Consider the following 15,718-nt stretch of genomic DNA (forward strand, 5'->3'; position numbering starts at 1 on the left):
GGTTTACCCTCCAAGGCTCAGGGCAACGGCTTCTTTGAGCTTTCCTTCAGGCCGGGGTTGGCCTCGAGGCGCTGGAGGCCCTGGCGGATCTCCTGGAGAAGGGGCGCAAGGGACCTCCCCTCCTCCAAGGCCCGGACCAAGGCGCTTCCCACCACCACCCCGTCCGCCACCGCCGCCTGTGCGGCCGTGGCCTTGCCGGAAACCCCGAAGCCCACGGCCACGGGGAGGGCGGTCCTGGCCTTGATGCGCCGCACCAGGTCCTTGACCTCCTCGGGAAGCCTTTCCCGCATCCCCGTGACCCCGGTGACGGAGACGGCGTAGACGAAGCCCGTGGCGTGGCGGACCACGGTGGCGATGCGGGCGTCCGTGGAGGTGGGGGCGAGAAGGAAGACCGTCTCCAGGCCGATCTCCTGGGCGAGGCGCACGAGGCCTGGGTCCTCGTCGGGGGGGAGGTCGGGAAGGATCACCCCCGTGGCCCCCGCCTGCTTGAAGAGGCCGAAGAAGCGCTCCGGCCCCCAGGCCAGGACGGGGTTCAGGTAGGTCATGAGGAAGAGGGGTTTCTCCGTGAGGGCGCGCACCTCGCGGACGAGCTCCAAAGCGCCTTGGACGCTCATCCCCTTCCTCAGGGCCAGTTCGCTTGCCCGCTGGATCACGGGGCCGTCCCCCAGGGGGTCGGAGTAGGGGAGGCCGATCTCCAGAAGGTCGGCATAGGGGAGGACCTCCTCCACCGCCTGCAAAAAGCCCTCCCGGCTGGGGAAGCCCGCGGTGAGGTAAGGGATGAGGGCGGCCCGGCCCTCGGACCGGGCCTTGGCGAAGGCCTCGAGGGTGGTCACAGCTCCCCTCCCAGAAGGCGCATCACCTCGGTCACGTCCTTGTCCCCCCGGCCGGAGAGGTTGATGACCACCACCTGGTCCTTGTCCATCTCCGGCACCACCTTGGCGGCGTAGGCGATGGCGTGGGCCGACTCCAAGGCGGGGATGATGCCCTCAAGCCGCGCCAGGAGCTTGAAGCCCTCGAGGGCCTCCTCGTCCGTGACGCTGGCGTACTCCGCCACCCCGGCGTCGGCGTAGTAGCTGTGCTCCGGCCCCACCCCGGGGTAGTCCAGCCCTGCGGAGACGGAGTGGGCCGGGGTGATCTGCCCATCGTGGTCGTAGAGGAGGTACATGTAGCTCCCGTGCAGCACCCCCCGCTTCCCCGCCCCGATGCTCGCGGCGTGCCTGCCCGTGGAAAGCCCCTCCCCGGCGGCCTCCACCCCGATGAGCTTGGGCCTGCCCTCAGGCAGGTAGGCGAAGGGGGCGAAGAGGCCGATGGCGTTGGAACCGCCCCCCACCGCGGCGATGAGGGCGTCGGGCAGGCGGCCGAAAAGCTCCAGGCTTTGCCGCTTCACCTCCTCCCCGATGACGCTCTGGAAGTCCCGGACCATCATGGGGTAGGGGTGGGGGCCCACCACGGAGCCCAGGATGTAGAAGGTGGTGCGCACGTTCGTGATCCAGTCGCGGATGGCCTCGTTGGTGGCGTCCTTGAGGGTGCGGCTCCCCGCGGCCACGGGCCGGACCTCGGCCCCGAGGAGCTTCATGCGGAAGACGTTTAAGGCCTGGCGCCTGACGTCCTCCTCCCCCATGTAGACCACGCACTCCAGGCCGAAGAGGGCCGCCACCGTGGCCACGCTCACCCCGTGCTGCCCCGCCCCCGTTTCGGCGATGACCCGCCTCTTGCCCATGCGCCTCGCCAGGAGGGCCTGGCCCAGGGTGTTGTTGATCTTGTGGGCCCCGGTGTGGAGGAGGTCCTCCCGCTTGAGGAAGACCTGGGCCCCACCCCAGTACTCGGAAAGCCGCTTGGCGTGGTAAAGGGGCGTGGGCCTGCCGGCGAACTGCCTGAGGTAGTGGTCCAGCTCCTCCAGGAAGGCCGGATCCTTCTTGGCCTCCCGGTAGGCGGCCTCCAACTCCTCCAGGGCGGGGATTAGGGTCTCGGGCACGTACCGCCCCCCGTAGGGGCCGAACCGCCCCCTCGCGTCGGGCAAGGGAAAGTCGGGTAGGGTCAGCATGCTTCGCTCCCTAAAGGCGCCTCGCGCCAAGACAACTCCCATCCTACCCCGGAGGGGCCTCCCGGTAAACTCGGGGGGATGGAAGGGCCTCTCACGATCCCGGTCTTGGACAAGGGCTTCGTCCGCCTGGTGGACCAGATGGGGGACGACCGCGCCATCGTCCAGGCGGCCCGGGTCTCCTACGGGGAAGGGACGAAGACGGTGCGGGAGGACGCCGCCCTCATTGACTACCTCATGCGCCACCGCCACACGAGCCCCTTTGAGATGGTGGTCTTCAAGTTCCACGTCAAGGCCCCCATCTTCGTGGCGAGGCAGTGGTTCCGCCACCGCACGGCGAGCGTCAACGAGATCTCGGGGCGCTACTCCATCCTCAAGGAGGAGTTCTACGAGCCCGAGGCCTTCCGCAAGCAGGCGAAAAGAAACAAGCAGGCCTCGGAAGGGGCCCTCTTGGACGAGGAGGCCTTGGCCCTCCTAAGGAAGGTGCAACAGGAGGCCTACGGGGCCTACCGGGCCCTTCTGGAGAAGGGCGTGGCCCGGGAGATGGCCCGGATGGTCCTTCCCCTGAACCTCTACACCGAGTTCTACTGGAAGCAGGATCTGCACAACCTCTTCCACTTCCTCAAGCTCCGCCTCGCCCCCGAGGCCCAGTGGGAGATCCGCCAGTACGCCCGGGCCATCGCCGAAATCGTCAAGGAAAGGGTCCCCCTCGCCTGGGCCGCCTTTGAGGAACACCTCCTGGAAGGGGCCTTCCTCTCCCGCACGGAGCTTAGGGCCCTAAGGGGCCTCTTGACCCCTGAGGTCTACGAGAAGGCCCTTTCCTCCTTGGGCCTTGGGGGAAGCCGCCTGAAGGAGGCCCTAGAGAAGGTCTTCGGGCCAGGGGAAGCCCTTTAGACGAGCTCCTCCGCCTTCTTCCCCGTCCGCGCCTCCAGGAGCCGGTAGAGCTCCTCCTCCGTGAGGGTGGGGACCCCGAGGGCCCTGGCCTTCTCCAGCTTGCTCCCCGGGTTCTCCCCCACCACGAGGTAGCTCGTCTTCCGGCTCACGGAGTCCGTCACCTTGGCCCCGAGGCGCCTTAGGAGGGCCTTCACCTCTTCCCGGGGGCGGGAAAGCTCCCCGGTGATCACGAAGGTGAGCCCTTTAAGGGCCTCCCCGCCCTTCTCCTTGGCCTCCATCTCCACCCCCGCCTCCTTGAGCCTCCGTACCAGGTCGCGGAAGGCGGGGTCCTTCAAGGTCTCCAGGATGGCCCTCGCCGTGAGCTCCCCCACCTCCTCCACCTCCAGGAGCTCCTCCAGGCTGGCCTCGAGGAGGCGGTCCATGTTCCCGAAGCGGGCCGCCAGGTTCCGGGCCAAGACCTCCCCCACCCCGGGAAGCCCCAAGGCGTAGAGGAGGCGCTCCAGGCCTCTTTTCTTGCTCTCCTCTATCTGGCGGAGGAGGTTTTGGGCGCTCTTCTCCCCCATGCGCTCCAGGCCCACCAGGTCTTCCTTTCTCAAGCGGTAGAGGTCGGCCACGTCCTTGACCAGCCCCTTTTCCAAAAGCCTCTCAATGAGCTTTTCCCCCAGGCCCTGGATGTCCATGGCCTTGCGGGAGGCGAAGTGGCGGATGGCCTCAAAGCGCTTGGCGGGGCACAAGGGGTTGGGGCAGCGGTGGACCTTCCCCTCCTTGAGGAGGCGGTGGCCGCACTCGGGGCAGGTCTCGGGCCAGCGAATGGGCCTTTCCTCCCCCGTGCGCCTCTCCTTGAGGACCCGGAGGACCTCGGGGATGACCCCGCCCGCCTTGTGCACCAAAACCCAGTCCCCGATGCGGATGTCCAACTCCTCTATGTAGCTCTCGTTGTGCAGGGTGACCCGGGAGACCTCGCTGCCCTCTAGGAAGACGGGCTCGAGGATCCCCACGGGGGTCACCCGCCCGGTGCGCCCCACCTGGAAGACCACGTCCAAAAGCCGGGTCTCCTTCTCCTCGGCGGGGAACTTGTAGGCGATGGCGAACCGGGGGGCGCGGGCGGTGTAGCCGAGCTCCCGCCAAAGGGCAAGCTCGTCCAGCTTCACCACCACCCCGTCCGCCTCAAAGGGAAGCGCCCGCCGCTTCTTGAGCCAGTCCTGGTAGACCGCCTCCACCCCTTCCGCCCCCACGGCCCGGGCGTAGCCGTGCTCCACGGGGAAGCCTTTTTCCTTGAGCCAGTGGAGGAGGGCAAACTGGGTCGCCACCCCTTCCCTCTCCACCTCCTCCAGCCCAAGCCCTAAGGCGTAGAAGGTGGCCCTGAGGCCCCGCTTGGCGGTGATGCGGGGGTCTTTTTGCCTTAAGGAACCCGCCGCCGCATTCCTAGGGTTTTTGAAGATCCTCTCCCCCCGCTCCTCCAGCTCCTCGTTGAGCCGGAGGAAGGCCTCTATGGGCATGTAGACCTCCCCCCGGACCTCGAGGCGCTCCGGCACCCCCTTGAGCCTCCTCGGGATGGTGGGGATGGTGAGGAGGTTCTGGGTCACCTCCTCCCCCACCTCCCCGTCCCCCCGGGTGGCCCCGTAGACCAGGACCCCCTCCTCGTAGTAGAGGTTCACGGAAAGCCCGTCCACCTTGTGCTCCACGGTGTAGGCGAAGGGGCCCTTCCGCCCCAGGGCCCGTTCTATCCGCTCCTCAAAGGCCTTGAGCTCGTCAAGGTTAAAGGCGTTGTCCAAGGAGTACATGCGGGTGGGGTGGCGGACGGGGCGGAAGGTGGCCTCCAAAGGCCTCGCCCCCACCTGAAGGGTGGGGGAGTCCGGGCTTTTGAGCTCGGGGAAGCGCTCCTCAAGCTCCTTGAGCTCCCTAAGAAGCCGGTCGTACTCGGCGTCGGAGATCTCCGGGTCCGCCAGGACGTAGTAGCGGTAGTTGTGGTAGCGGATGAGGTCCCGTAACTCGTTTACCCGCTTCCTCGCCTCTTCCAGGGTCATGGCCCTAGTGTACCTTGGGCTATACTTTCCCTTGGACTAGGGGCGCATCCCCTATTCCGAAAGGAGGCGTTATGAGGAGGCTTTTGTGGTTGCTCACCCTAGGCGCGCTCGCCGTGGCCCTCACGGCCTGCCCCAGGAAAGCGGAGGAAGAGGCCGCCACGGAGACGGCTCCGGCCGAGGAAACGAGCCTTCCCGGGGCCAACGTCCGGGTGGGGCTCGCCTTTGACGCCGGCGGCAAGTTTGACCGTTCCTTCAACCAGTCCGCCTGGGAAGGGGCGCAGCGGGCGGCCCAGGAGCTCGGCGTCCAGATCTTTGACTTTGAGCCCGCCGACCCCTCCCAGGTGGGCCAGGGCATCCGCACCTTCGCCGAGGAGGGGTTTGACCTGGTGATCGGGGTGGGCTTCGCCAACGAGCCCGCCATCACCGCCACGGCCAAGGAGTTCCCCAACGTGAAGTTCGCCGTGATTGACGCCGTGCCCGGGGAAGGGCAGCTGCCCAACGCCTTGGGCGTGGTCTTCCGGGAGCACGAGGGGAGCTTCCTCGTGGGCTACGTGGCGGGCAAGCTCTCCCGCACTGGCGTGGTGGGGTTCATCGGCGGCATGGACATCCCCCTCATCCACAAGTTTGAGGCGGGCTTCCGCGCCGGGGCGGAGTACGCCTTCCAGGAGGACGGGATCCAGGGTCGGGTCCTGGTGGGCTACGTGGGCAACACCCCCGCCGCTTGGAACGACCCCGCCAAGGCCAAGGAGATCGCCTCCAGCCAGGCCCGTCAAGGGGCGGACATCATCTACGCCGCCGCCGGGGGCTCCGGCCTCGGCCTCATTGACTTCGTGAAGGAGGAGATGTGCCTCAGGGAAGGCGGGGCCGTGCGCTTCGTCCGCGAGGACCGCTTTGCCGATGTGCCTAAGTACCCCGCCTACGAGGAGAAGTGCGGCGAGGGCACCACGCCCCTCTTCTTCATCGGCGTGGACGCCAACCAGAACTACCTCGGCGACACCGACAACGACCCCACCACCCTCAACCACGGCCTGACCTCCATGGTCAAGCGGGTGGACGTGGCCGTGTACGACACCATCAAGAGCGTCGTGGACGGCACCTTCCAGGGCGGGGTCAAGGACCTGGGCCTCGCCGAGGAGGGCGTGGGCTACGCCTTGGACGAGTACAACCAGGCCCTGATCCCGGAGGAGGTGAAGGCCCGCCTCGAGGAGCTGAAGCAGGCCATCATCAACGGGGAGATCCAGGTGCCCGAAACCCGCTAACGGGCAGGGGCCCAAAAGCCGGGGCCTTCGGGCCCCGGTTTTCCCGTATACTCCTCCCGTGGCGAAGGCGCTGGTCCTCAAGGAGATCACCAAGCGCTTCCCCCTGGTCCTGGCGAACGACCGCATCAGCCTGGACCTGGAGTGGGGCGAGGTCCTGGCCCTGGTGGGGGAGAACGGGGCGGGCAAGTCCACCCTGATGAAGATCGTCTACGGCCTCCAGCCGCCGGACGCTGGGGAGATGTGGGTGGACGGGAAGCCCTACCGGCCCCAAAGCCCCCTGGACGCCATAAGGGCGGGCATCGGCATGGTCCACCAGCACTTCATGCTGGTGGAGCCCTTCACCGTCTTGGAGAACCTGGTCCTGGGCCTCGAGCCCGGAAGCCCCCTCTTTCTGGACCTGGAGGCCGCCCGCAGGAAGGCCACGGCGCTTATGGAGGCCCTGGGCTTTGAGGTGCCCCTAGACGAGAGGGTGGAGAACCTCCCCGTGGGCCTGCAGCAGCGGGTGGAGATCCTCAAGGCCCTCTACCGGGAGGCCAGGATCCTCATCCTGGACGAGCCCACCGCCGTCCTCACCCCCCAGGAGGCCGAGGAGCTCTTCCGCTTCCTCCGGGAGTACGTGGCGAGGGGCAACGCCGCCATCTTCATCAGCCACAAGCTCAAGGAGGTGCTCGCGGTCTCGGATCGCGTCACCGTGATCCGGGACGGCAAGGTGGTGGGCACGGTGCGGACGCGGGAGACCTCCCTCGAGGCCCTCGCCCGGATGATGGTGGGCCGGGAGGTGGTGCTCCGGGTGGAGAAGACCCCGGCAAGGCCTGGGGAGGTGGTTCTGGAGGTGGAGGGCCTCGAGGCCCCGCCCCGCCTCAAGGGGGTGAGCTTCCAGGTGCGCTCCGGGGAGATCGTGGGCATCGCCGGGGTGGAAGGCAACGGCCAGACCGAGCTCGTGGAAGCCCTCACCGGCCTTAGGCCCTTTAGGGGCAAGGCCCTCCTTCTGGGCCGGCCCCTCCCCGCCTCGGCCCGGGGGGTCAGGGACCTGGGGGCAAGCCACGTGCCCGAGGACCGGCTCGTCCGCGGCCTCGTCCTGGACTTCTCCGTGAAGGAGAACGCCGTCCTCGGGGACCAGCACCGCCCCCCCTTCCGGGGCTTTTTGGGCTTCCTGGACGACCGGGCGGCCGAGGCCCACGCGAGAACCCTCGTGGAGGCCTACGATGTCCGCCCCCGCTCCACCGCCCTCTCCGCCCGGCGCTTCTCCGGGGGGAACCAGCAGAAGATCGTGGTGGGGCGGGAGCTCCTAAGGGGCCCCAGGCTCCTCGTGGCCGCCCAGCCCACCCGGGGCGTGGACGTGGGCGCCATTGAGTTCATCCACAAGGAGCTCGTCAAGGCCAGGGACCAGGGGCTTGCCGTCCTTCTCGTCTCCGCCGACCTCTCCGAGATCCTCGCCCTCTCCGACCGGATCCTGGTGATGCACGGAGGGCGCATCGTGGGGGAGCTCACCCCGGAGGAGGCCACGGAGGAAAGGCTCGGCCTCCTCATGGCCGGGGTCACCGCCTGAGGCCCTCCCTCCCCGTCCCCGCCCGGAAGCCTCACTCGCGAAGCTCCCCGGCCACCCGGCCGAGGACCACCACCTCCCCGGTCCCTAGGGCGTAGCGCACCCGCTCGCCCCGGACGAACCCCTTCTCGTCCCGGCTCTCCACGCCGCCGTAGAGGTAGGCGTACCCCTCCTTCTCCCGGAGAAGGGCCCGCTCCGCCCGGGTGGTGCGGCCCCCCTGAACGAACTCCACGCCCCCAAGAAGCCAGAGGGCGTCCTCGTCCAGGAGGTAGCGGAGGGCCTGGGCCTTGCCCTTTAGGGGCTTCTCCCCTTCCCGGCTCAAGGCCAAGGGCCCTTCCAGAAAGGCCTCCCCGGTGTCGTTGCGGTAGCGGAGCCTCACCCCCTCCACCCGGGTCGCCCCCTGGGCGAGGGCCACCGCCCCCGGGGCGGGCCGGACCTCGAGGCGCCCCTCCTCCTCCAGAAAACGGGCCTCGCCCCCGGAGAGAAGAAGCTCCTCCCTCCCTCCCCGCTCCACCAAGGCCAAAGGCCCCCGGGCCTTCACCTCCTCCCCCAGGCGCACCTCCACCCCCTTGGGGTCGTAGAGGACAAGGCGGAGGTAGGTCTTCGCCCCTTCCTCCCCCGCCCGCCTGAGGCGCATCAGGTAGGGAAGCCCCTCCCGAAGGAGGTCCTTGTTGTAGGCGGCCTCCACCCGGTCCCCCGGGGAAAGGCCCTCCTCGAGGACGCTCCCCGCGTCCAGGAAAAAGGCCCGCTCCCCCACCACCGCCCGGTCCTCGGCGAGGGCCACGAGCTCCCCCACGTGGAGGTCCCCGTAGTCGGCGTAGAAGAGGCTCCCCTCCTCCCCACTCACCCAGGCCACCACCCTCTTGTCCTTGCGGACGAGCTCCACCTCTGGGCGGTAGACCTCCTGGGCCAGGACGAGGGAGAGGCCGAGGAGAGCGAGGAGGGAGAGCCTAAGCCAGGGCACCTACCTCTCCCCGAGCTTCTTGAACTCCTCCAGGGGCAGGCGGAAGGCGCGGCCGTAGACGCGGACCTGGTGGCGGTTCACGTTGTGGAGGAGGGTTCCCCCGGAAAGCCGGAAGCCCTCCTTCGCGTTCTCGCTCACGGCGGGCCTCCCCAAGACGATGGCCTCCCCGGTGGTGTCGTCGTAGTAGAGGCTCTCCCCCCGGGTCACGAGGTCGCCGTCCTCGAGGACCACCCCCCCGGTGGCGATGAGCCTTTTGGGGCCGGTGAGGCTCCGCACCTCCTTGGCCCGAATCCTCAGGTCCCCGTCCTTGCGCTTGCGGACGAGGACCACCTCCTTGGGGTCGGTGAAGACGGCGAGGCCCCGCTCCTCCTCGTAGTACACAAGCCCCGCCCGCCCCTCCTGGTTGCCGCTCTTGAGGAGGGCGTTTTCGCTGGTGGAGGTGTCGGTGTCCACCTGGAAGGTCATCCGGGCCGCCTCCACCTCCACGGGATCCTCCCCGGGCTTGGGCTCCTGGCGCATGCGGGCCGGGCCCAGGAGAACCCCTTCCCCGGTGCTTTCCCGGTAGACGAGGGCGGGCCCCCGGGCCTCCACCCGGCCCCTCCGCACCACCACGCCCCCCTCAAACCGGGCCTCCCTCTCCCCCTCCGCCTCCTGCATGGTCTTCCCCTTCGGGGCGATGAGGGTGGCCTTGGGGGCGAGGATGGTGAGGTCCTTCACCCGCCCCCGCACCTCCCCCTCAAAGACCCAGGGGCCGTAGCGGAGGTCCCCGGAAAGCCGCCCTCCCTCCACCCGGATCACCCGCACCTCCGAGGCCGCGAAGACCAAGGCCATGCCCAAGAGCACCCATGCCATCCGCTTCATCCGCTTCCTCCTTCCACTTGGCAAGGTCCGAAGCTCCCCCCGGCGGGGAACTCAAACCGAGGGTTTTCCGCCTCAATCCGCTCCAGGGCGAAGTCGGAGCGGAAGCGCTCCGCCTCGCCCCGGAGGTTGGGCGCCTCAATCCGCACCCAGGGGGCCGAAAACCCCTCCTTCTGCCGGATGAGGACGTCCCCGAGGCCGGGCCGGGAGAGCTCCAGGCGGTAGCACCCCTTCAGGATCTCCACCCGGGCGTAGGGGGCCCGGAGGTTGTCCCCGGGCTCCACCACCACCTCGGGGGCGAAAAGGCGCAGGTCCAGCCTGCCCTCCACGTACCGCCCCCCGGAAAGCCCCCCCCGCACCCTAAAGCGCCCCTCCTCCTCCACCATCTCCTCCGCACGGAAGCGCCACTCCACCCCTTCCTCCTCGGGAAAGAGGTGAAAGGCCACGCCGTAAAGCCGCACCCCCGCCTCCTTGGGCGCCTCGGTGGGACGGGGCCAAAGGACGAAGGCGAGGCCTAGGGCGAGAAGGAGGAGGAGAAGCCGCACCACGCCCCCACGATAGCGAAAGGCGCTTGAGAAAGATGACGCTCAGCCAAGGACGTCCCGAGGGTTGCCCCGCACCCGCAGGTTGACCCAGGTCTTCCTCAGGCGGAGGAGGAGCCCTAGGGGGCGGTAGAGGGGGGAGAGGGGCAGGACGTAGGCGGGAAACTGGACCCGCTGGCCCCCGAACCCCTCCTTGAAGCGGTGGATCCCCTCGGCGTGGCTCCCCCGGGGGTTTTTGGGGATGCCCCAAAGGTCGTAGACGCGGTAGCCCCGGGCCATCCCGTGCCGGATGGCGGCGAGGTGCATGCCCATGGGGGCCTTGGCCTCGGGGTGCTTGCGGGTGCTGCCGCCGTAGAGGTAGGCCACCTTGCCGGCGAAGGCCACGAAGAGGCCCGCCGCCAGGGCCTCCCCGTCCTTCCGCGCCAGGGCGAGGAAGGCCTCCCCCAAGGGCTGGTTCATCTCCTTGAGGACCGCCCGGTAGTAGGCCTCGTCGTGCTGGAGGAGCCGGGCCCTCCGGTTGGTCTCCGTGAAGAGGCGGTAGAACTCCGCGAAGGCCTCCTCCCCCTCCACGGAAAGGGCCACCCGCTTGAGGGCGAGCCGGGCGTTCCGGCGGTGCATCTCCTTCATCCCCTTGAGGAGGGCCTCCTCCCCCTGGGTGAGGTCCAGCCAGAGGGAGTGGGCGGGCTGGATGGGCTCCTCCAAGAGGAGGCCAGGGAAGCGGGGGGCGGGAAGGTGGGCGGGAAGCCCCGCCTCCGGCTCCAGGACCAGGTGGGTGGCCCGAAGGGCCCGCCCCAGGGCCCGGGCCACCTCGGGCAGGTCCTCGAGGCGGTGGAGGGCAGGCCCCCTGGGGGCGTAGGCCAGGCGCAGCCCCCCGGGGGCCGCCTTGAGGAGGACCTGGGCCGCGGCCACCGGGCCTTCGCCCCCCAGGAGCAGGAAGCGGCGGGGCTCCCAGCCCGTGGTCCGCTTCACCTCCCCCCAGCCCCAGGACTGGAGGGGGCTCGTGATGGCGAAGCCCGAGACCAGGCGGTTCCACGCCTCGGGCTCTTGGACTTCGGCAAGCTCCCACACCCCTCAAGCCTACATGGCCCGGACCCGGTCTTCCAGAAGGCGGGCCCGTGTACCATGGGAACCATGAGGATCGCCTTCCAGGGCACGGCGGGGGCCTACAGCGAGGAGGCCTTGCTCAAGGTCTTCCCCGAGGCGAAGCCCGTGGGCTTTCCCACCTTTCACCAGGTCTTTGAGGCGGTGGAGGCGGGCGAGGCGGAGCTTGGGGTGGTGCCGGTGGAGAACACCACGGCGGGGAGCATCAACCAGACCTACGACCTCCTCCTGGAGAGCGACCTCCACGTGGTGGGGGAGATCGTCCACCGGGTGGAGCACTGCCTCCTCGCCCCCAAGGGCACAACGCTCAAGGACCTGCACGCGGTGAAGAGCCACCCCCAGGCCCTGGCCCAGTGCGACGGCTTCCTCGCCCGGATGCGCCTCACCCCCATCCCCGTCTTTGACACCGCCGGGGCGGCCAAGGAGCTCGCCGAGCACCCGGAGCCGGGCCTCGCCGCCATCGCCTCCAGGCGGGCGGCGGAGCTTTACGGCCTCGAGGTCCTGGCGGAAAACATCGAGGACTACCCCCACAACTACACCCGCTTCTTCGTCATCGGGCACAAGGAGCCCCCGAGGGGCCAGGGGCCCTACAAGACGAGCATCGTCTTCGCCGTCCGGCACCGGCCCGGGGGGCTTTTGGAGGCGCTTTCCGTCTTCGCCGAGGCGGGGGTGAACCTCACCAAGCTGGAGTCCAGGCCCCGGAGGGACAAGCCCTTCAGCTACCTCTTCTACCTGGACCTGGAGGGGCACCTGGAGGACCCCGGGCCCGCCCAGGCCCTCCTCCGCCTCCTCAGGCGGGTGGCCTTCCTCAAGGTCTTGGGCTCCTACCCCGCCCACGCCAACGGGGGCGTTAGCGCACCTTAAGCCCCCGCAGGAAGAGGTTCCGGTCCTCCGGAGGGGCGTAGAGGTCGTTGAGGAAGGCGAGGACGAGCACGCCCCGCCCCGTGGTCCGGACCCGCACCTCCTTTAGACCCAGGACCTCCCCCTGCCAGAGCACCCGGTCCCCCTCGGCCACCACGGCCCAGGGACCCTCCCCTTTTGCGGGGGTGCCCTCGAGGCGGAGGACCACCTCCGCCTCCCGGCAGAGGGGGATCTCCACCACGCCGTTGGCGTAGAGGTCCGCCCGCTCGGGGAGGGGCCCCGGGCGGCACCCGCCCAAGGGAAGGGGCTTCGGCGCAAGCCCCCCTTCCAGCCCCCAAAGCCCCGCCCCAAGCCCCAGGGCGAAGGCCAGGACCCCCAAGGCCCACCTCACCGCCCCACCTCCTCCTCCAGGAGAAAGGCGGGCCGCAAGGCCAGGCCCCCCTCCCGGAAGAGCACGAGCACGAGCCTCTTCCCCTCCTCGAGGGCCTCGGGAAGGGGGAAGCGGACGGGCTTCTCCGCCGGCCACTCCCAGCCGAGCCTCCGGCACCCCTCGGCGCAGAGCCAGACCTGGAGGCGGTACCCCTCGCCCCCCTCCAGGGCCACCGCCCCCGCGCCGCCCCGATCCGGGACGACGAGGTAGCGGAGGGCCGGGGGAGGCCCCTCGGGGCGGGCCGCCAGGTAAAGGAAGGGGAGGGACCAGAGGAGGGCCACCCCCCCGGCAAGCCCCAGCCCCAGGGGCGCCCGCCCCCCCTCGAGGCGGGCCAGGGCCATCCCCCCGAGGAGGAAGAAGACCTCGCCCCGGAAGGGGCTCGGGACGCTGAAGGGGTTGTCCACCATCCCCATCCCCAAATAGGCGGCGAGGAGGCCGAAGAGGAGGCCGTCCCCCCAGGCCCCCGCGAGGAACCCCCCGGCGAGGAGGAGAAGCCCCACCGCCCCGAAGACCCCCCCTTCCCCCAGGGCCTGGAGGAGGTGGTTGTGGGCGAAGGTCCAAAGCCCGCCCCAGGGCCTGAGCCAGTCGGGACAGGTAAGCCCCCGGGCCTCGAGGAGGGGAAAGAGGAAGCAGTCCCCGAAGAGCACCCCCCCGATCCGCTCCCCGAGGAGGTAGGGCCCCACCCCCGTCCAGGGGTGCTCCTGGAAGACCCGGTAGGCGGCGAGCCACACCCCTTCCCTCCCGGAAAGGTGGGCCTGGAAGAAGCGCTCCGTGGCGGGAAGGTTCAGGGCGAAGGCGGCGAGGAAAAGCCCACCCCCTAAGGCCAGGGCGAGAAGGCCCCGCCTGCGGAAGAGGAGGGCCGCCGCCCCGCCCACGAAGAAGCCCAGCATCCCCCCACGGCTCCCCGAGAGGAGGAGGACCGCCCCCCCCAGAAGGCCCAGGAGGGCCCGGAAGGGCCAGGGGTAGCGGAGGTGGAGGGCGAGGAGGAGGCCGAGCCCCCCGAGGAAGCCGAAGCCCACGGGGCTGTGGAAGGGGTGGCTGAGCCGGGTCCCCACCGCCCCGTCCCCCAGAACCCAGTAGGTGGCGGCGAAGCCCGTGAGGTAGAGGAGGAAGAGGCCCACGCCCCAAGCCCCAAGGGCCCGCTCCGGCCTGCCCAAGGCCACCCCAAGCCCCACCAGGCCGAGGACGTAGAGGAAGCGGAAGAGGGCCAAAGGCCAGGCCAAAGGCTCCGGGGCGAAGAGGGCGGGGAGGAGGAGGCTCGCCCCGTAGAGGGCGAGCAGGGCCTGCCCCCAAAGGGGAAGCCGCCGGACCCAGGGCACGAAGAAAAGGGCAAGCCCCGCAAGCGGGGGAAAGAGGGGCGCCAAGGCGAGGAGGAAGGCCAGGCCGCGCACAGAGGCACTATACCGGGAAAGCCCCGCCTAAGCTTCCTTTCAGAAAGGACGGGTAGAGTGAAACCCATGAAGCGCCTGGCCTGGACCCTCCTCTTGGGCCTCGTGGGCCTCGCCCTGGGGGCCCGGTTCGCCACCTTCAGCGTGGAGCCCTTCGGGGCCCAGCGCCTGGACCTGGACACCGGCGTCACCACCCTCCCCCAGGGGGGGATCCTCACCGACAACGAGAACGGCCTCCGCCTCAAGGCGGCCTACATCGCCTACAAGGAAGGAAGCTTCGTCCGGGCCAGGGAGGTGGAGCTCCTCTCCGAGAAGGAGCGGTTCGTGGCCGCTTCCCTGGAGCACGACATCCCCAAGCAACAGGCCCTCTTCCAGGACCTCCTCTTCGCCAACGCCGACTTCCAGGACCTGAGGGCGGACCGCGCCCTGGCCCTCTTTGAGGAGGAGGTGGTGGTCCTGAAGGGGCGGGTCCAGGCCAAGTCGCCCAGGCTTCAGGCCGAGGCCCTGGCGGTGGACCTCAAGGCCCGGGAGGCCCTGGCCCTGGGGAGCTTCACCTACCAGGAGGGGAAGGCCACGCTGCGGGGCCAGGGGAAGGACGCCCGCCTCTACCTCCGCTTCGCGGGCGGGAAGGTGCAGGCCACGACCAAGCTCCCGGCCCAGGCGGCCCGCCTCGAGGCCTACGCCAAGCGCCTCCCATGATCCTCCACCGCTACCTCCTCAGGGAGAGCCTCCCCGTCCTCCTCCTCGCCCTCCTCTTCCTCACCGCCGTCTACCTCTTCGGCTTCTTCTACGCCGGGGCGAGGTGGCTTGAGGGGGTGCCCCTCCCCAAGATCCTCCGCTGGCTCTCCTACCACGTCCCCGGGATCTGGGTCCAGGTCTTCCCCATCGCCTTGGTGACCACCACGGTCCTGGTCTTCGGCAGGCTCGCCGCCGAGGGGGCCCACTTCGCCCTTCTTTCCGCCGGGATCCCCTTGGGGCGGGCGGCGCTCCCCCTCGTGGCCGTGGGGGCGGTCCTGAGCGGCCTCGCCCTCTACCTCCAGGAGTACGTGGTCCCTGAGGCCAACAACCGGGTGCGGGTGGCCTGGTGGGACGAGATCCACACCCAAGGGGCGGGCCTCTTCCGGCTCAAGGGGATGCAGATCCCCATAGGCCAGGGCAAGAGCCTCTACTTCCAGGACTTTGACATGGCGGCCAAGGAGATGGTGGGGGTGCGGATCACCGCCTTCCAGGGGGAGGTGGGGACCTTCCTCTTCGCCGAGCGGGGCACCTGGGAGGACAAGACCCTCACCCTCAAGGACTACCGCTACTACCAGGTGGACTTCGCCCAGGTGCCGGGGCTGGAAACCGCCCCCGACCTCCTCGCCCAGGTGCGCCGGGTCTTCCGGGTGGTGAGCCAGGGGAAGACCCTGGAGGTGACCTCGGACCTCTCCCGGGCCCGGGCCATCGCCGACTACGCCGACACCTTCAGCTTCGGCCAGGACAGCCTTTCGGAGGCCTGGCGGAAGCTCAAGGACCCCTTCTTGCCCCCCTTGGAGAAGTGGCGGGCGCGGCTTGAGCTCCACTCCAAGCTCGCCCTTCCCCTCGCCAACCTGGTCCTCGTCCTCCTCGCGGCGGCCATGGCCCTCCGCTACGGGAAAAGCCCCGGGCTCGCCCTGGGGATGAGCGTGGTCCTCGCCCTGGCCTACTACGGCGCCTTCTTCCTGGGCCGGGCCCTGGCCGGGATCGGGGCCCTCCCCCCCGAGCTTGGGGCCTGGGGGGCCAACCTCCTCTTCCTCCTTTTGGGCCTCAGGGCCCTCCGCTAGGCTTA

General features: G+C 69.5%; 15 protein-coding genes. 6 read left to right on the forward strand and 9 right to left on the reverse strand.

Annotated elements, in window-relative coordinates; all coding sequences use genetic code 11:
• Positions 1-17: 17 nt before the first annotated feature.
• Together trpA and trpB are read right to left on the reverse strand one after the other, a co-directional pair.
• Positions 18-833, reverse strand: a complete 816-nt coding sequence (gene trpA / locus TTH_RS05570) for a tryptophan synthase subunit alpha (RefSeq protein ID WP_011228434.1) — start codon at positions 831-833, stop codon at positions 18-20.
• The gene (gene trpB / locus TTH_RS05575) at positions 830-2,086 is read right to left on the reverse strand and encodes a tryptophan synthase subunit beta (RefSeq protein WP_011173169.1); all 1,257 of its coding nucleotides are present in this window, start codon (positions 2,084-2,086) and stop codon (positions 830-832) included. The genes trpA and trpB overlap by 4 nt, the downstream gene beginning before the upstream one ends.
• 36 nt (positions 2,087-2,122) lie before the next feature.
• Between trpB and thyX the strand changes: the two genes are divergently transcribed.
• Positions 2,123-2,935, forward strand: coding sequence for an FAD-dependent thymidylate synthase (gene thyX, locus TTH_RS05580; RefSeq protein WP_011228435.1), 813 nt, complete (start codon positions 2,123-2,125; stop codon positions 2,933-2,935).
• Here thyX and ligA read toward each other — a convergent pair.
• A complete protein-coding gene (ligA, locus tag TTH_RS05585) occupies positions 2,932-4,962 on the reverse strand; it encodes an NAD-dependent DNA ligase LigA (protein WP_011228436.1) in 2,031 nt (676 codons plus the stop codon). The genes thyX and ligA overlap by 4 nt on opposite strands.
• A 71-nt stretch (positions 4,963-5,033) precedes the next feature.
• Here ligA and TTH_RS05590 point away from each other — a divergent pair, with 71 nt between their 5' ends.
• Together TTH_RS05590 and TTH_RS05595 are read left to right on the forward strand one after the other, a co-directional pair.
• Positions 5,034-6,221 (forward strand): BMP family lipoprotein, encoded by a 1,188-nt coding sequence (locus TTH_RS05590; protein ID WP_011228437.1) that lies wholly within the window; start codon positions 5,034-5,036, stop codon positions 6,219-6,221.
• Positions 6,222-6,279: 58 nt separating this feature from the next.
• Positions 6,280-7,770 carry an ABC transporter ATP-binding protein gene (locus TTH_RS05595; protein ID WP_011228438.1) on the forward strand — a complete coding sequence of 497 codons (1,491 nt, stop codon included), beginning with the start codon at positions 6,280-6,282 and terminating at the stop codon, positions 7,768-7,770.
• A gap of 31 nt (positions 7,771-7,801) precedes the next feature.
• Here TTH_RS05595 and TTH_RS05600 read toward each other — a convergent pair whose 3' ends face one another.
• The 4 genes from TTH_RS05600 to TTH_RS05615 are packed head-to-tail and all read right to left on the reverse strand — an operon-like array spanning position 7,802 to position 11,199.
• Positions 7,802-8,731 carry a hypothetical protein gene (locus TTH_RS05600; RefSeq protein WP_011228439.1) on the reverse strand — a complete coding sequence of 310 codons (930 nt, stop codon included), beginning with the start codon at positions 8,729-8,731 and terminating at the stop codon, positions 7,802-7,804.
• Positions 8,732-9,592: an LptA/OstA family protein gene (locus TTH_RS05605; protein WP_011228440.1), complete on the reverse strand. Its 861-nt coding sequence runs from the start codon at positions 9,590-9,592 to the stop codon at positions 8,732-8,734. It abuts the gene before it with no gap.
• Entirely contained in the window at positions 9,589-10,137 is a 549-nt protein-coding gene (locus tag TTH_RS05610) for a hypothetical protein (RefSeq protein WP_024119033.1), read from the reverse strand. The genes TTH_RS05605 and TTH_RS05610 overlap by 4 nt, the downstream gene beginning before the upstream one ends.
• Before the next feature lie 39 nt (positions 10,138-10,176).
• On the reverse strand, positions 10,177-11,199 hold the full coding sequence (locus TTH_RS05615; RefSeq protein ID WP_011228441.1) for a lipid II:glycine glycyltransferase FemX: 1,023 nt from the start codon (positions 11,197-11,199) through the stop codon (positions 10,177-10,179).
• A gap of 63 nt (positions 11,200-11,262) precedes the next feature.
• Here TTH_RS05615 and pheA point away from each other — a divergent pair, with 63 nt between their 5' ends.
• Positions 11,263-12,096 carry a prephenate dehydratase gene (pheA, locus tag TTH_RS05620; protein ID WP_038038884.1) on the forward strand — a complete coding sequence of 278 codons (834 nt, stop codon included), beginning with the start codon at positions 11,263-11,265 and terminating at the stop codon, positions 12,094-12,096.
• Here pheA and TTH_RS05625 read toward each other — a convergent pair.
• Positions 12,083-12,484, reverse strand: coding sequence for a hypothetical protein (locus tag TTH_RS05625; RefSeq protein ID WP_011228443.1), 402 nt, complete (start codon positions 12,482-12,484; stop codon positions 12,083-12,085). The two genes, pheA and TTH_RS05625, sit on opposite strands and share 14 nt — an antisense overlap.
• Positions 12,481-13,914: an O-antigen ligase family protein gene (locus TTH_RS05630; RefSeq protein ID WP_011228444.1), complete on the reverse strand. Its 1,434-nt coding sequence runs from the start codon at positions 13,912-13,914 to the stop codon at positions 12,481-12,483. Before TTH_RS05630 ends, TTH_RS05625 begins: the two co-directional genes overlap by 4 nt.
• A gap of 66 nt (positions 13,915-13,980) precedes the next feature.
• Here TTH_RS05630 and TTH_RS05635 point away from each other — a divergent pair, with 66 nt between their 5' ends.
• Entirely contained in the window at positions 13,981-14,610 is a 630-nt protein-coding gene (locus TTH_RS05635; RefSeq protein WP_008632535.1) for a hypothetical protein, read from the forward strand.
• Entirely contained in the window at positions 14,607-15,713 is a 1,107-nt protein-coding gene (locus TTH_RS05640) for an LptF/LptG family permease (protein WP_011173181.1), read from the forward strand. Before TTH_RS05635 ends, TTH_RS05640 begins: the two co-directional genes overlap by 4 nt.
• Positions 15,714-15,718 lie beyond the last annotated feature (5 nt).

It is taken from the genome of Thermus thermophilus HB8, from assembly GCF_000091545.1.
Lineage (GTDB): Bacteria > Deinococcota > Deinococci > Deinococcales > Thermaceae > Thermus > Thermus thermophilus.

Bases quoted from the DNA above. Each gene is read 5' to 3' on its own strand.
- pheA (WP_038038884.1), top strand. From the start codon at position 11,263: ATGAGGATCGCCTTCCAGGGCACGGCGGGGGCCTACAGCGAGGAGGCC.
- TTH_RS05640 (WP_011173181.1), top strand. From the start codon at position 14,607: ATGATCCTCCACCGCTACCTCCTCAGGGAGAGCCTCCCCGTCCTCCTC.
- trpB (WP_011173169.1), bottom strand. From the start codon at position 2,086: ATGGGAGTTGTCTTGGCGCGAGGCGCCTTTAGGGAGCGAAGCATGCTG.
- thyX (WP_011228435.1), top strand. From the start codon at position 2,123: ATGGAAGGGCCTCTCACGATCCCGGTCTTGGACAAGGGCTTCGTCCGC.
- ligA (WP_011228436.1), bottom strand. From the start codon at position 4,962: ATGACCCTGGAAGAGGCGAGGAAGCGGGTAAACGAGTTACGGGACCTC.
- TTH_RS05635 (WP_008632535.1), top strand. From the start codon at position 13,981: ATGAAGCGCCTGGCCTGGACCCTCCTCTTGGGCCTCGTGGGCCTCGCC.
- TTH_RS05605 (WP_011228440.1), bottom strand. From the start codon at position 9,592: ATGAAGCGGATGGCATGGGTGCTCTTGGGCATGGCCTTGGTCTTCGCG.
- TTH_RS05590 (WP_011228437.1), top strand. From the start codon at position 5,034: ATGAGGAGGCTTTTGTGGTTGCTCACCCTAGGCGCGCTCGCCGTGGCC.